Genomic DNA, 12,796 nt, shown 5'->3' on the forward strand with positions numbered 1-12,796 from the left:
CTTAGGTTGGCCGGACAGACGAAGGGAATGCCATGTCCGAAACCGCAGCGCAGGGCTATCAGGTTCTGGCCCGCAAATACCGCCCAGCCACTTTCGCCGATCTGATCGGGCAAGAGGCGATGGTGCGCACGCTGAAGAACGCCTTTGCGGCGGATCGCATCGCCCATGCCTTCGTGATGACCGGGGTGCGCGGTGTCGGCAAGACCACGACTGCCCGCATCATCGCCAAGGGGCTGAACTGCATCGGCCCCGATGGTCAGGGTGGCCCGACGATCGAACCCTGCGGGATCTGCGACCAGTGCCGTGCCATTGCCGAAGGCCGCCACGTCGACGTGATGGAGATGGACGCCGCATCGCGCACCGGGGTGGGCGACATCCGCGAAATCATCGAAAGCGTCCACTACCGCGCCGCCTCGGCCCGCTATAAAATCTACATCATCGACGAAGTTCACATGCTGTCGAACAGCGCCTTCAACGCGCTGCTCAAGACGCTGGAAGAGCCGCCGCCGCATGTGAAATTCATCTTCGCCACCACCGAAATCCGCAAGGTGCCGGTGACCGTGCTCAGCCGCTGCCAGCGGTTCGATCTGAAACGGATCGAACCCGAGGTGATGATGGCGCATCTGGCGAAGGTGGCGGAAAAGGAAAGCGCGAAGCTCGCCCCCGATGCACTGGCGCTGATTACCCGCGCCGCCGAAGGGTCCGTCCGCGACGCGATGAGCCTGATGGATCAGGCCATTGCCCACGGCGCCGGGGAAACCACCGCCGATCAGGTGCGCGCCATGCTCGGGCTGGCCGACCGGGGCCGCACGCTCGATCTCTTCGACATGGTGATGCGGGGCGATGCCCCCGCCGCACTGGCCGAACTGTCGGCGCAATACTCCGATGGTGCCGATCCGATGGCGGTTCTGCGCGATCTGGCCGAGATCACGCACTGGATTTCAGTCATCAAGATCACGCCCGAGGCGGCGGATGATCCGACCGTTCCCCCTGACGAACGCGCCCGTGGCCTTGACATGAGCCAGCGCCTGCCGATGCGGGTGCTGTCGCGGATGTGGCAGATGCTGCTGAAAGCCATTGAAGAGGTGGGGTTGGCCCCCAATGCCATGATGGCGGCCGAAATGGCGGTGATCCGGCTGACCCATGTGGCCGATCTTCCCGACCCCGAGGCGCTGATCCGTCGCTTGCAATCCGGCCCGCCGCCCGCACCGGGGCCAGGCGGCGCCCCGGCTGGCGGGGGTGGGGGTGGTGGCATGGTTCATGCCCCCGCCCGCATGATGGCGCCCGCACGAGGCCCTGCCATGGGACCGACCATGCAGGGCGGTGCCGCGCTGGCGGTGGCCGAGGACAGGCTGACCGTCTACGCCACTTTCGATCATGTGCTGGACCTGATCCGTGACAAGCGCGACATGACGCTGCTTCTCGCGGTTGAACGCCATGTGCGGCTGGCGAAATACGCCCCCGGCCGGATCGAGTTCGAACCGACGGCTGACGCGCCTTCCGATCTTGCCGCCACGCTGTCGCAGCGGCTGCAAGGCTGGACCGGCGCGCGCTGGGGCGTCTCGGTCGTCTCCACCGGCGGGGCGGCAACCGTAGCGGAAACCCGCGACGCGGACCGCCGCGCGGCAGAAGCGGAAGCCCTGCAAAACCCGCTCGTGCAGGCGGTGCTGGCGAACTTCCCCGGCGCGAAGATCACGGAAATCCGCACGCCCGAAGCCATGGCGCAGGAAGCCGCCGTTCAGGCCCTGCCCGAGGTCGAGGATGAATGGGACCCCTTCGAAGAGGATTGAGCCCGCCCCGGCGGCGCCCTATCTTCCACAGACAGAACAATGAGGATGCGATGCTGAAAGGTTTGGGCGGGCTTGGCGACATGGCCAAGATGATGAAAGCCGCGCAGGACATGCAGGCCAAAATGGCCGAAATGCAGGAAACGCTCGCCAACAGCGTGGTCATCGGCGAGGCCGGGGCCGGGCTGGTCAAGGCGCGCTGCACCGCCAGGGGCGACATCACCGGGCTGGACATCGACCCGGCCATCCTCGTGCCGTCCGAAAAGGAAGTGGTGGAGGATCTGATCGTCGCCGCGATCAAGGACGCGCAGGCCAGGGCGGCACAGCGCGGCCAGCAGGAAATGGCGAAGATGACCGAAGGGCTGGGCCTGCCGCCCGATTTCAAGCTGCCCTTCTGATGACCGCCCCCTCGGACATCGAGGATCTGATCGGGCTGATGGCCCGGCTGCCGGGGCTTGGGCCCCGTTCGGCCCGGCGCGCGGTGCTGACGCTTCTGAAGAAGCGCGGACCGCTGATGGCGCCCCTGGCACAGGCCATGGCCCATGTCGCGCTGACCGCGCGCGACTGCGCCACCTGCGGCAATATCGGCACTTCCGACCTCTGCCCGATCTGCGCCGACCCGAAACGCCAGACCGGCGAGATCTGTGTGGTGGCCGATGTGGCCGACCTCTGGGCGATGGAGCGGGCAGGTGTGTTTCACGGCCGCTATCACGTTCTGGGTGGTACGCTGTCGGCGCTGGATGGCACGGGCCCCGACGAATTGCGCATCCCCGCGCTGGTGGCCCGCGTGCGGGACGAGGCAACGGCCGAGGTAATCCTTGCGCTCAATGCCACCGTCGATGGCCAGACCACCGCGCATTACATTGCCGACGCGCTGGAGCCGACAGGCGTGCGCATTACCTCGCTGGCGCAGGGCGTGCCGGTGGGCGGCGAGCTTGACTATCTCGATGATGGTACGATCGGCGCGGCCCTGCGCGCCCGCAGACAGGTTTAGAGGCCCCACATGGCAGACATCGACCGCATCGCCGCCAGCCTGACCGGGCAGGACGACCTTTACGCCGCCCTGCGCCGCGCCGGAACCGGCCTGCCCCCGGCTGAGGTCGAGGTGCTGCTGCCCGCGCTGCTGGCCGCCCTGGGCGACGCGCCCGAGGCGGCACGGCTGGCCTCCGTCGATCAGGGGCTTCTCCGTGCCGTGCTGCGCGCGGGCGCGGGCCTGCCCGCCACACGCAATGCCGCCGCCATACGCGACTGGCTGGCACAGGCCGAAGTGGCGCCCGTCTTCCAGCCGGAAATCGCCACCAGCCGACATATCGCCCTGCTGACCGGCGGCCAGATGCCCGACATGCCCGCCTATTCCGACACCGCCTTCGACCGCTGGTTCGAGGCAACAGGCGCCGATTATGGCCTCGGCCCTTATGGCGAGAAACGCAGCGTCTATACCGCCGCGCAATTCGCCGATGCCGCCAGCGCCGAACGGCGGATGATCCATATGGGGATCGACGTCTTTGCACCGGCCGGCACGCCGGTCCACGCGCCCCTGCCCGCCCGTGTTCTGTCAGTCACCTACAACGCCGACCCGCTGGACTACGGCCACACGCTGATTCTGGAACACGAGGCGGCTGAGACACGGTTCTTCACACTATACGGCCACCTCGGCGCCAGCCTGCCCGGCCTCTGCGAACCCGGCCAGACCGTCGCCGCCGGTCAGATCATCGCCCATCTGGGCGACTGGCCCGAAAACGGCGGCTGGGCGCCGCATCTGCATTTCCAGATCATGACCGACATGCTGGAACAGACCGATGGCAACTTCTTCGGCGTCGGACACGAAAGCCTGTGGGACGTCTGGCAGGACATCTGCCCCGACCCGAACCTGATCCTGCGGCTGCCGGAAGGCGCCTTTGCCCGCTGACCACGCGGGGCGCCCCGGCCGGGTAATTTGAGTATTTTGACAAGAAGCAAACGGCAAGGCGCACGCCCTGTCCCTTGCTTCTTGCCCAAATACTCAAAATCCGACAGCGCCACCCGGCGCGGCGACGGCGGTCAGACCGTATGCAGGTAAAGGTCGAAATCCACCTCTGACACCGTGCGCGCAACGCGGGCATATTCGGCTGCCTTGATCGCGGTGAAGGTGCGGTGCATGTCCTCGCCCAGTGCCTGTTTCAGGAAGGCCGAGCCCTTTGCCACCTCGATTGCAGAACGCCAGTCCACCGGGATCGGCGGCGCGTCCTGCCCGCCCTCATAGCCGTTGCCGGTGGTTTCCGCGCCGGGGTCGAGCTTTTCGGCCAGCCCCTTGCGGATGCCGGCCAGCACGGTGGCGGCGACCAGATAGGGGTTGGCGTCCACCCCGGCGGGGCGGTGTTCGATCCGGCGGGCGCGGATGTCACCAGCCGGGATGCGCAACGCGACGGAGCGATTGTTCACCCCCCATGTCGGGCTGACCGGCGCATAGCTTTGCGCGGCAAAACGGCGCCAGCTGTTTGCGTGCGGGGCAAAGACCAGCATGCTTTCGCCCATGGTCGCCCGCAGTCCTCCCAACGCGTGCAGGATAGTATCGGACCACTGGCCTTCGACCGCCTCGACAAAGACGTTGCGGCCTTCGCCATCCTGCATCGAGACATGGAAATGCATGCCGGAGCCTGCATAATCCTCGTTGGGCTTGGCCATGAAGCAGGCGGTCACGCCATGTGCCCGCGCCTGCGCCCGGACGATGCGTTTCAGGCGCATCAGATCATCCGCTGCCTGCATCACATCCTCGCGGTAATGCAGCGTCAGTTCATACTGGCCGGGGGCATATTCGGAAATCAGGGTTTCTGCCGTGATCCCCGCCTTCCCCGCCGCTGCGTAGATGTCGGAAAACAGCGGCAGCATCCCGTGCAGGTGATCGACCGAATAGACCTCGGTCCTGGAAGACGGACGGCCATCCAGCACGTCGCGCGCCGGGACCATCTTGCCATTGGCGTCGCGGTCATTGGCCAGCAGGAAGAACTCCAGCTCGAAAGCGCCCGCCGGGTGCAACCCTTCGGCTGCCAGCGCGTCGACCTGCCGTTGCAGGGCGTGGCGCGGGTCCGAGGTCATCTTGTTGCCGTCGAGATCATACATCGACATGAAGACCTCGCCGCGCGGCGGGTTGGTGTTGTGCAAGGGCTTCAGCGTGCCGGGGATCGGCCAGGCGCGCAGGTCGCCATCGCCCTGATCCCAGATCAGCCCGGTTTCGTGCACATCCTCGCCACAGATGTCGAGGCCGAGGATCGAGATCGGCAGATGCCGCCCGCCCTTAAAGAAGGACAGCAATTCGTGGCGCCGGATGATCTTGCCGCGTCCGATGCCATTGGCGTCGTGCAGCACGATGTCGAAGGCTTCAATCTCGGGGTGGGCGGCAAGAAAGGCTTCGGCCTCGGCAAGCGTCGAGCCGGAGGGGCTGTGAGTATCGGTCATGTCTCAGAACAATTCGGTGAGGATTTCGTCGAAGGCGGCAATCAGGCGGTCGATCTGGCGTTTTCGGGTGACCGGGCTGACCAGCATCATGTTGTGGAAGGGGGCGATCAGGCTGCCGCGATTCAGCAGCGCGGTGTGGATGGCCGCTTCCAGTTCGGGCTGATGGGCAGTCGCGGCTTCGGCGCCGTTCGTCAGCGGACCGGGGGCGCAAATGAACTCCACTCGCGCACCAACGCGAACCACATGCCAAGGGGCTCTGTGCGCCTCGATCACGCGGCGCAGACCGGCCGAAAGGCGTTCGGCGCCCTTTTCCATATGAGCATAAGCCCCGGGCGTCATAACCTCGGCCAGATTGGCCTTGAGGCAGGCGAATTGCATCGGGTTGGCCGAAAGCGTGGTGCCCATACCGGAATGGCCGGAGGGGCGGTGCGCGTCATATTCTGCGAAGCGCGCGGCCACCTCGTCCGTCATCCCCCAGACGGCGGTGGGCATCCCGCCCGCCACGCATTTTCCGGCCACGAAGATGTCGGGCGACAGCGAATGCACCCGGCTGTAACCGCCAAGGCCCGAGGAAATCGTATGCGTCTCGTCAATGATCAACAGGGCGCCATAGCGGCGGCTGAGCGTGCGCAGCCCGTCATGGAACCCCGCCTGCGGCAGCACCATGCAGGAATTGGTCATCACCGGCTCGGTCAGGATGGCGGCGATATCGCCCTTGGCCAGCGCGGCCTCCACGGCGGAAAGATCATTGAACTCTACCGCTTCGGCGACCAGAGACAGATCCTCGACCTGCCCGACCAGCCCCTGCCGGGCGTGTGTATGACCGTCGCGCAGCTCGATCATCGTGTCGTCCACGGTGCCATGGTAGCAGCCGTTGAACACCAGCACCTTCGGCCGCCCCGTCACCGCCCGCGCCACGCGCAGGGCAAAGCGGTTGGCATCGGTGGCTGTGGTGGCGATCTGCCAGCGATAGGGGCCGAAGCGGCGGTTCAGCAGCGCGCCCGCCTCCAGCGCGGTTTCGGTCGGCAGCATATAGGTCAGCCCGCGCCGGGCCTGACGGCGGATGGCCCTTGCCACCGGCGCCGGGGAATGGCCGAACATCGAGCCGGTATCGCCCAGACAGAAATCGTCAATGCGGAAGCCGTCAACGTCGGTCAGCCGTGCGCCCTCGGCCCGTTTCACCAGCATCGGAAAGGGCATCGGCCAGTCCCGCATCCAGTGCATCGGCACATCGCCCAGATAGGCTCCCGCCCCGGCGTCCAGCGCCGCGCGGGTTTTCGGCCGGGCCGCAGCGTAGCGTTTCGCCTCGCGCGCGGCCATGGCCCGCAGCCGCGTCACTTCAACCCCAGCGATCCGCACGGAATCCGTCATGGTCCATCCTCCAGAATGACGGGGTTATGCGGCATGATTTGATCAAATTCAAGCGCCATTCCACGCCCTTCAAACGACACACGCGGCCCCGGGCAGAGGCCGCGTGATCAGGCAAAGATGAAAGCCGCCTTACTTGCGGGTGATGCGCCCATCGGTAAAGGGCGTGTAGGGCGCATTCTTCGCCAGATAATCTGCCGTCACATCCGCCAGATCCGGCCCGAAATCATAGGGGTTCTTGGCGTCAATGAACATCTTGTAGCCGTCACCACCGCCACGGACATAGTTGTTCGTCACTGCCAGATAGTCCTTGGCCGGGTCGATGGGTGCCCAGGCGTCGCCCTCCTTCACCAGCACATCCGAGACGCGGCTGCCTGCGGGTTGCGCCGGATCAAAGGTGAATTTCAGCCCGGCCACCTGCGCGAAGCGACCTGCGCCTTCCTCGATCTGGCTCACCCCGTTTTCCAGCGCGGCGACAATCGTCGCACCATCGACGGTGAAGGTGGACAGCGTGTTCTGGAACGGCAGCACCGTGAGAACCTCGCCCATGGTCACGGGGCCGGCGTCGATCCCTGCCCGCAGCCCCCCGCCATTGGCAATGGCGATCTGCGCGCCCTGATCCTTCACACGGTCCAGCATGGCCTCGGCCACCAGATTGCCCATCTGGCATTCAACCGCCCGGCAGGAATCGCGCGAGCCGTCGATGGCTTCGGCGGTTTCGGCCACTACCTTGCCCTTCAGCTCTTCGATGGGCCCGGCGAGTTCCTTCACCCTGGCCTCGACCGCCGCATCCGGCACGACCGAGGCATCCAGCAGCACAGGTTCGCCCTTTGCCTCTTTCAGCACACCGGCATCGTCGAAGGTCAGTTCCAGATGGCCGAGGTATTTCGAATAGGCATAGGCCGTGACCACCGGCACCGCGCCGACCATGGTCGGATAGGGCCCCGCCGCCTTTTCATCGGTGTTGGACAGGAGCGTATGGGAATGCCCGCCCACCACCGCGTCAAGACCGGGCACCCCGGCCGCGATTTCCTGATCGCGCTTGTAACCCACATGGGTCAGCGCGATGATCTTGGTGACGCCCTGCGCCTCCAGTTCGGCCACGTCGCCCTTCAGACTGTCGATGTCATCCCTGAAGATCACGGTCGGCCCCGGCGAGGCGGTTTCGGGCGTATCGGTCGCCAGCGCCGAAACGATACCGATCTTCTCGCCCCCAACTTCCAGAACCAGATGCTTCTGCACCCGGCCCGAAAGCAGATTGTTCTGGCTGAAATCCAGATTGCCGGAAATCACCGGCACCCCCGCCCGCTCCAGAAACGGCACGACGCCCTCGGGGCCGTTGTCGAATTCATGGTTGCCCAGCGCCATGGCGTCGAATCCGATCTCTTTCATGAAATCGGCCTCGGCATCGCCCTTGTAGGTGGTGAACATCAGGCTGCCCTGCGACTGATCCCCCGCGTCCAGCACGATGACATTGCCTCCGGCGGCGCGAATCCCGTCGCGCAGTTCGTTCACCTTGGTCTTGATCCGCGCAACGCCACCGAAACAGGCATTTTCGGCGGCTTCCTCGGCACTACAGGTGCTGTCGTATTTGTTGACGGCCTCGATCCGGCTGTGGAAATCATTGATGTGCAGGATATGCAGCGTGTAATCGGCCTGCGCGGCACCTGCACCCAGCGCAAGTGTCGCTGCGCCAAGATAAAATCGTGCGAACATCCAAAGCTCCCTCTCAGGTTGATCGGTCCAGACTGCGCGGTGGGCGGACGCGTGTCAAAGCCTTCTGCCCTGCCTTGCCGCAGGAAGATCACGACAGCGTGACCACCAGCAATTTTCCGCGCAAGCCCGGCAGGCATTGACCAAAAGCCTTGCACGGTGCAATCAGGCCACATGCTGATCTACAAGATCTTCCGCCGCCCCGAATGGGATGCCTTCCGCGCCGCGGGCCAGACTGCGGGCGCCCCCGTCGATCTGGCGGACGGGTTCATCCATTTCTCGACCGCCGGTCAGGTGGTCGAAACCGCCGCCAAATGGTTCGCGTCGGAAAGCGATCTCGTACTGGTCGCCGTCAAGGGCGACGGCCTCGGCCCCGACCTGAAATGGGAAGCCTCGCGCGGTGGCGCGCTGTTCCCGCATCTTTACCGGCCTCTCCGCCTTGCCGATGTGGTGTGGGACAAATCCCTGCCGTTGGGCATTTCCGGCCATATCTTCCCCGAGGGCGTGATTTGAGCCTGATCGAAACCCTGGGCCTCGCCGCCCTGCATCGCTGTGACCCCGAGCGTGCCCATGGCCTGTCGCTGACCGCGCTGCGCAGCGGGCTTGTGCCATTGCCAGGCGTCGTAACCTCGCCGCGTCTGGCGACCGATCTGGCCGGGATGGCGCTGCCCAACCCGGTCGGGCTTGCCGCCGGGTTCGACAAGAATGCCGTCGCGCTGGACCCGCTGATGCGGTCCGGCTTCGGCTTTCTGGAAGTGGGCGCCGCCACACCGCGCCCGCAGCCCGGCAACCCGAAACCGCGCCTGTTCCGGCTGAGCGAGGACCGCGCCGCGATCAACCGCTTCGGGTTCAACAACGAAGGTGCCTGCGCCATCTCGGCGCGTTTGGCTCTGCGCCCGAAGGGGCCGGTTCCGGTGGGGCTGAACCTTGGCGCCAACAAGGATTCGGCCGACCGCGCCGCCGATTTCGGCGTGGTTCTGGCCACCTGCGGCCCTCATATCGACTTTGCCACCGTCAACGTAAGCTCGCCCAATACCGAAAAGCTGCGGGACCTGCAGGGCCGCGCTGCGCTGGCCGCACTGCTGGCCGGGGTGATGGAGGTGCGCGCCGGTCTGGCCCGCCCGGTGCCGGTTTTCCTGAAGATCGCCCCCGATCTGTCAGAGGGCGAACTGGAAGACGTCGCCGGTGTCGCGCTGGAATCAGGGATCAGCGGCATCATCGCCACCAATACCACCCTGTCGCGCGACGGGCTGGCCTCGCCCCATCGCGATCAGGCGGGTGGCCTGTCCGGTGCCCCCCTGTTCGAGAAATCGACCCGCGTTCTTGCCCGCCTCTCGGCGCTGACCGAGGGCCGCCTGCCCCTGATCGGCGTGGGCGGTATCTCCAGCCCGGAACAGGCGTGGGAGAAAATCCGCGCCGGGGCCACGGCGGTGCAGGTGTATACCGCCATGGTGTACGAGGGCATCTCGCTTGCTGCCCGCATCGCGCGCGGCATGGATGTCATTGCGGCCCGAGAAGGCTTCACCACCCTTGCCGGCGCGGTCGGCACCGGGCGCGACCGCTGGCTCTGAGCCGCAAATTTCTTCAAGAAGAAATTTGCGTCGCCCGGCGATCAGGCGCGCCCGGCAGAGGGCGACAACACCAGCGGATCGATTCCCATCGCTTTCAGCGCCGCCGACCACTTGCCACCGTCATCGGCCGCGAAGATCAGGCCTGGCGGCGGTTCGGTGGTCAGCCAGTCATTGCGCGCGATTTCAGCCTCAAGCTGCCCGGGCCCCCAGCCCGCATAGCCCAGGGCCAGCAACGCATCGCGCGGCCCGCCGCCCTGCGCCAGTTCCTGAAGGATGTCCAGTGTCGCGGTCATCGCATAGCCGCCCGCCACCTGCATCGTGCCGCCAACCGCCCGATAATCCGCGGAATGCAGCACGAAGCCGCGTCCCATTTCCACCGGCCCGCCGAAATGCACACGAATATCACGCCCCTCTGGCGCTGCAGGGATTTCCAGATGCTCCAGAAGCCCTGCAAAATCGAGCTCTTGCGAGGGTTTGTTGACAATAAGGCCCATCGCGCCCTCGTCACTGTGGGCACAGATCAGGATGACGCTTTTCTCAAAGCGCGGATCGCCCATGGCGGGCATCGAGATGAGCAAGGCTCCGGCGAGGTCCATGACGATCTCCCTTCGCCCTATCATATGGCGCGAAGCCCGGCGGGCCTCAAGCCCCCGCTTCCCGACATCGGCGCCAGCCGGCACGCGCCCCTGCGGCATGCAGGACACGCACACGTCACTGTCGCCGGAATGTGATTTCGCATTCCGCCCCCGATGCCTATCTTGGCGCCATGATGATGCGCCCGTTCCTCGCCCCCCTGCTCGCCCTGACCGCCCTGCCAGCCCTGGCCGAGGTGCCGACCCAGGCCGACATCCTGCAAGCCGAGCTGCGCCCCGGCTGGCGCGAGGCGGACGGACGCCATTTCGCGGCCCTGCATCTGCGCCTTGCGCCGCACTGGAAGACCTATTGGCGCAGCCCCGGCGATGCCGGAGTGCCGCCGGTGTTTGACTGGGCGGGTTCCAGCAATCTGGGATCGGTCAAGGTGCATTGGCCGCGCCCCGAAGTGTTCGATTTTCTCGGGATGCAGACCATCGGCTACCGCGATGAGGTCGTGCTGCCGGTCGAGATCACCCCCGCCGACCCGAGCAGGCCAGTGTCCCTGCGCGCGGATATGGAGCTCGGGGTCTGCAATGACATCTGCATGCCCGCCACACTGGAACTCGGCGCTGACCTGACGGGACCGGGGGCGCCCGATGGCCTGATCAGCGCCGCGCTGGCCGCACAACCCCGCCCCGCCACCGAGGCCGGGCTGACGGCGCTGCATTGTGAATTTACCCCCACCGGGGACGGCCTTCGGGTGACCGCCCGGTTGCACCTTCCTGCAGCCACATCTCCGGAAACCGTGGTGATGGAACCGGGCGGCAGCCTCTGGGTCTCGGATACCGAGGTGCGTCGGGAAGGCAACGAACTGGTCGCTGTTGCGGAAATGGAACCGCCGCGCGGCACACCACTGAGCTTCGACCCGGCAAAGCTGCGCCTTACCGTGCTGTCTGCCACCGAAGCGCTCGAAGTTACCGGCTGCCCGGTGGAGTGATCAGCCCAGCGCCGCCGCGATCCGCGCGGCAAGCCGGCGCGCCACGGCGTCCTTACCCATGCGTGGCCAGACCTCCGCACCCTCGCCGGTGATCAGGACCACTGCATTCTCCGCCCCGCCCATGATGCCGGTCGACGGGCTGACATCATTGGCCACGATCCAGTCGCAGCCCTTGCGCGCCCGCTTGGCCGTCGCATGCTCCACCACGGTTTCCGTCTCGGCCGCGAAGCCCACGACCAGCCGGGGCCGCCCCTCGGCAAGCCGGGACACCGTTGCCAGAATGTCGGGATTTTCCGCGAATTCCAGCGCAGGCGCCCGGCCTGAGCCATCCTTCTTCATCTTCTGCACCCCGGCATTGGCCACACGCCAGTCCGCCACCGCCGCCGCAAAGATCGCGGCCTCAGCCGGCAGCGCCGCCTCCACCGCCGCCAGCATCTCGCGTGCGGTTTCCACCCGTACAACCCGCACCCCCGCAGGTGGCGGCACACTTGCCGGGCCGGTGACAAAGGTCACATCCGCCCCCAGATCACGCAACGCCACCGCCAAGGCCGTGCCCTGCGCCCCGGAGGAGCGGTTGGCGATATAGCGCACCGGATCAATCGGCTCATGCGTCGGCCCCGAAGTGACCAGCGCATGCCGCCCCGCCAGCGGCCCACCGCCCAGCGCGGTCTCGACTGCCGCAACAATCTCCAAGGGTTCGGCCATACGCCCCTCGCCCGCTTCGCCCGCCTCGGCCATCTCGCCCCGGTTCGGCCCGATGAACAAGACCCCGTCCCCGGCCAGAACCACCCGATTGCGCCGTGTCGCCGGATGCGCCCACATGCGCGGGTTCATCGCGGGCGCCAGCAGCACCGGCCTGTCCGTCGCCAGCAAGACGGCAGACGCCAGATCATTGGCATGACCGTTGGCAAGTTTCGCCATCAGATCGGCGGTCGCGGGCGCCACCACCACCAGATCGGCCTCACGCGCCAGCCGGATATGCCCTACATCCTGTTCGTCCTGCCGGTCAAACAGATCGGTGAACACATGATCCGCTGTCAGCGCCCCCACGGACAAGGGCGTCACGAATTCCTGCGCCGCCGCCGTCATCACCGCCCGAACGCTGGCGCCCCGCTCGCGCAGCCGCCGGATCAGATCCAGCGCCTTGTAAGCCGCGATTCCGCCGCCGACGATCAGAAGAATACGTTTTCCTGCCAGCATCGCGCCTCTCCAACCCGTTACCGAAGGTGTAGGGGGCAAAACCCGGAAACTCAACCGGGCGCGTCTGCCCGGCCGAAATCAGAACGGCAATGTCGCATGAGTATTTGGACAAGAAGCAAGGCCCTTTGCTTCTTGCAAAAATACTCCCGCCG

General features: G+C 66.1%; 12 protein-coding genes. 7 read left to right on the forward strand and 5 right to left on the reverse strand.

Going from position 1 to position 12,796, the window contains the following annotated elements:
- The first annotated feature begins 32 nt into the window (after positions 1–32).
- From IE126_RS03395 to IE126_RS03410, 4 genes are read left to right on the forward strand one after another with little or no spacing between them, the layout of a single operon-like run.
- Positions 33–1,790 (forward strand): DNA polymerase III subunit gamma/tau, encoded by a 1,758-nt coding sequence (locus IE126_RS03395; RefSeq protein ID WP_189380157.1) that lies wholly within the window; start codon positions 33–35, stop codon positions 1,788–1,790.
- 50 nt (positions 1,791–1,840) lie between these two features.
- Positions 1,841–2,185: a YbaB/EbfC family nucleoid-associated protein gene (locus IE126_RS03400; protein ID WP_108128197.1), complete on the forward strand. Its 345-nt coding sequence runs from the start codon at positions 1,841–1,843 to the stop codon at positions 2,183–2,185.
- A complete protein-coding gene (gene recR / locus IE126_RS03405; protein ID WP_189380345.1) occupies positions 2,182–2,781 on the forward strand; it encodes a recombination mediator RecR in 600 nt (199 codons plus the stop codon). The genes IE126_RS03400 and recR overlap by 4 nt, the downstream gene beginning before the upstream one ends.
- A 9-nt stretch (positions 2,782–2,790) precedes the next feature.
- Complete coding sequence (locus IE126_RS03410) at positions 2,791–3,696, forward strand: peptidoglycan DD-metalloendopeptidase family protein (protein ID WP_108128195.1); 906 nt, start codon at positions 2,791–2,793, stop codon at positions 3,694–3,696.
- 131 nt (positions 3,697–3,827) lie between these two features.
- Here IE126_RS03410 and IE126_RS03415 read toward each other — a convergent pair whose 3' ends face one another.
- The 3 genes from IE126_RS03415 to IE126_RS03425 all read right to left on the reverse strand — a co-directional run bounded on the left by IE126_RS03415 (position 3,828) and on the right by IE126_RS03425 (position 8,306).
- Positions 3,828–5,222, reverse strand: a complete 1,395-nt coding sequence (locus IE126_RS03415; protein ID WP_189380158.1) for a glutamine synthetase family protein — start codon at positions 5,220–5,222, stop codon at positions 3,828–3,830.
- A gap of 3 nt (positions 5,223–5,225) precedes the next feature.
- Positions 5,226–6,593, reverse strand: coding sequence for an aspartate aminotransferase family protein (locus tag IE126_RS03420; protein WP_189380159.1), 1,368 nt, complete (start codon positions 6,591–6,593; stop codon positions 5,226–5,228).
- 129 nt (positions 6,594–6,722) lie between these two features.
- Positions 6,723–8,306, reverse strand: coding sequence for a bifunctional metallophosphatase/5'-nucleotidase (locus IE126_RS03425; protein WP_189380160.1), 1,584 nt, complete (start codon positions 8,304–8,306; stop codon positions 6,723–6,725).
- 171 nt (positions 8,307–8,477) lie between these two features.
- Here IE126_RS03425 and IE126_RS03430 point away from each other — a divergent pair, with 171 nt between their 5' ends.
- Together IE126_RS03430 and IE126_RS03435 are read left to right on the forward strand one after the other, a co-directional pair.
- Positions 8,478–8,816, forward strand: coding sequence for a DUF952 domain-containing protein (locus tag IE126_RS03430; protein WP_054302333.1), 339 nt, complete (start codon positions 8,478–8,480; stop codon positions 8,814–8,816).
- Positions 8,813–9,874, forward strand: a complete 1,062-nt coding sequence (locus IE126_RS03435; protein WP_189380161.1) for a quinone-dependent dihydroorotate dehydrogenase — start codon at positions 8,813–8,815, stop codon at positions 9,872–9,874. Before IE126_RS03430 ends, IE126_RS03435 begins: the two co-directional genes overlap by 4 nt.
- Before the next feature lie 41 nt (positions 9,875–9,915).
- Here IE126_RS03435 and IE126_RS03440 read toward each other — a convergent pair whose 3' ends face one another.
- On the reverse strand, positions 9,916–10,470 hold the full coding sequence (locus IE126_RS03440; protein WP_054302335.1) for a YqgE/AlgH family protein: 555 nt from the start codon (positions 10,468–10,470) through the stop codon (positions 9,916–9,918).
- A gap of 131 nt (positions 10,471–10,601) precedes the next feature.
- On the opposite strand from IE126_RS03440, the gene IE126_RS03445 reads away from it, so the two are divergent.
- On the forward strand, positions 10,602–11,444 hold the full coding sequence (locus IE126_RS03445) for a protein-disulfide reductase DsbD domain-containing protein (protein WP_229825197.1): 843 nt from the start codon (positions 10,602–10,604) through the stop codon (positions 11,442–11,444).
- Here IE126_RS03445 and coaBC read toward each other — a convergent pair whose 3' ends face one another.
- On the reverse strand, positions 11,445–12,644 hold the full coding sequence (gene coaBC, locus IE126_RS03450) for a bifunctional phosphopantothenoylcysteine decarboxylase/phosphopantothenate--cysteine ligase CoaBC (RefSeq protein ID WP_189380162.1): 1,200 nt from the start codon (positions 12,642–12,644) through the stop codon (positions 11,445–11,447).
- Between the last annotated feature and the right edge of the window lie 152 nt (positions 12,645–12,796).

The organism is Gemmobacter nanjingensis (assembly GCF_014652195.1).
In the GTDB taxonomy this organism is placed as follows: domain Bacteria; phylum Pseudomonadota; class Alphaproteobacteria; order Rhodobacterales; family Rhodobacteraceae; genus Gemmobacter; species Gemmobacter caeni.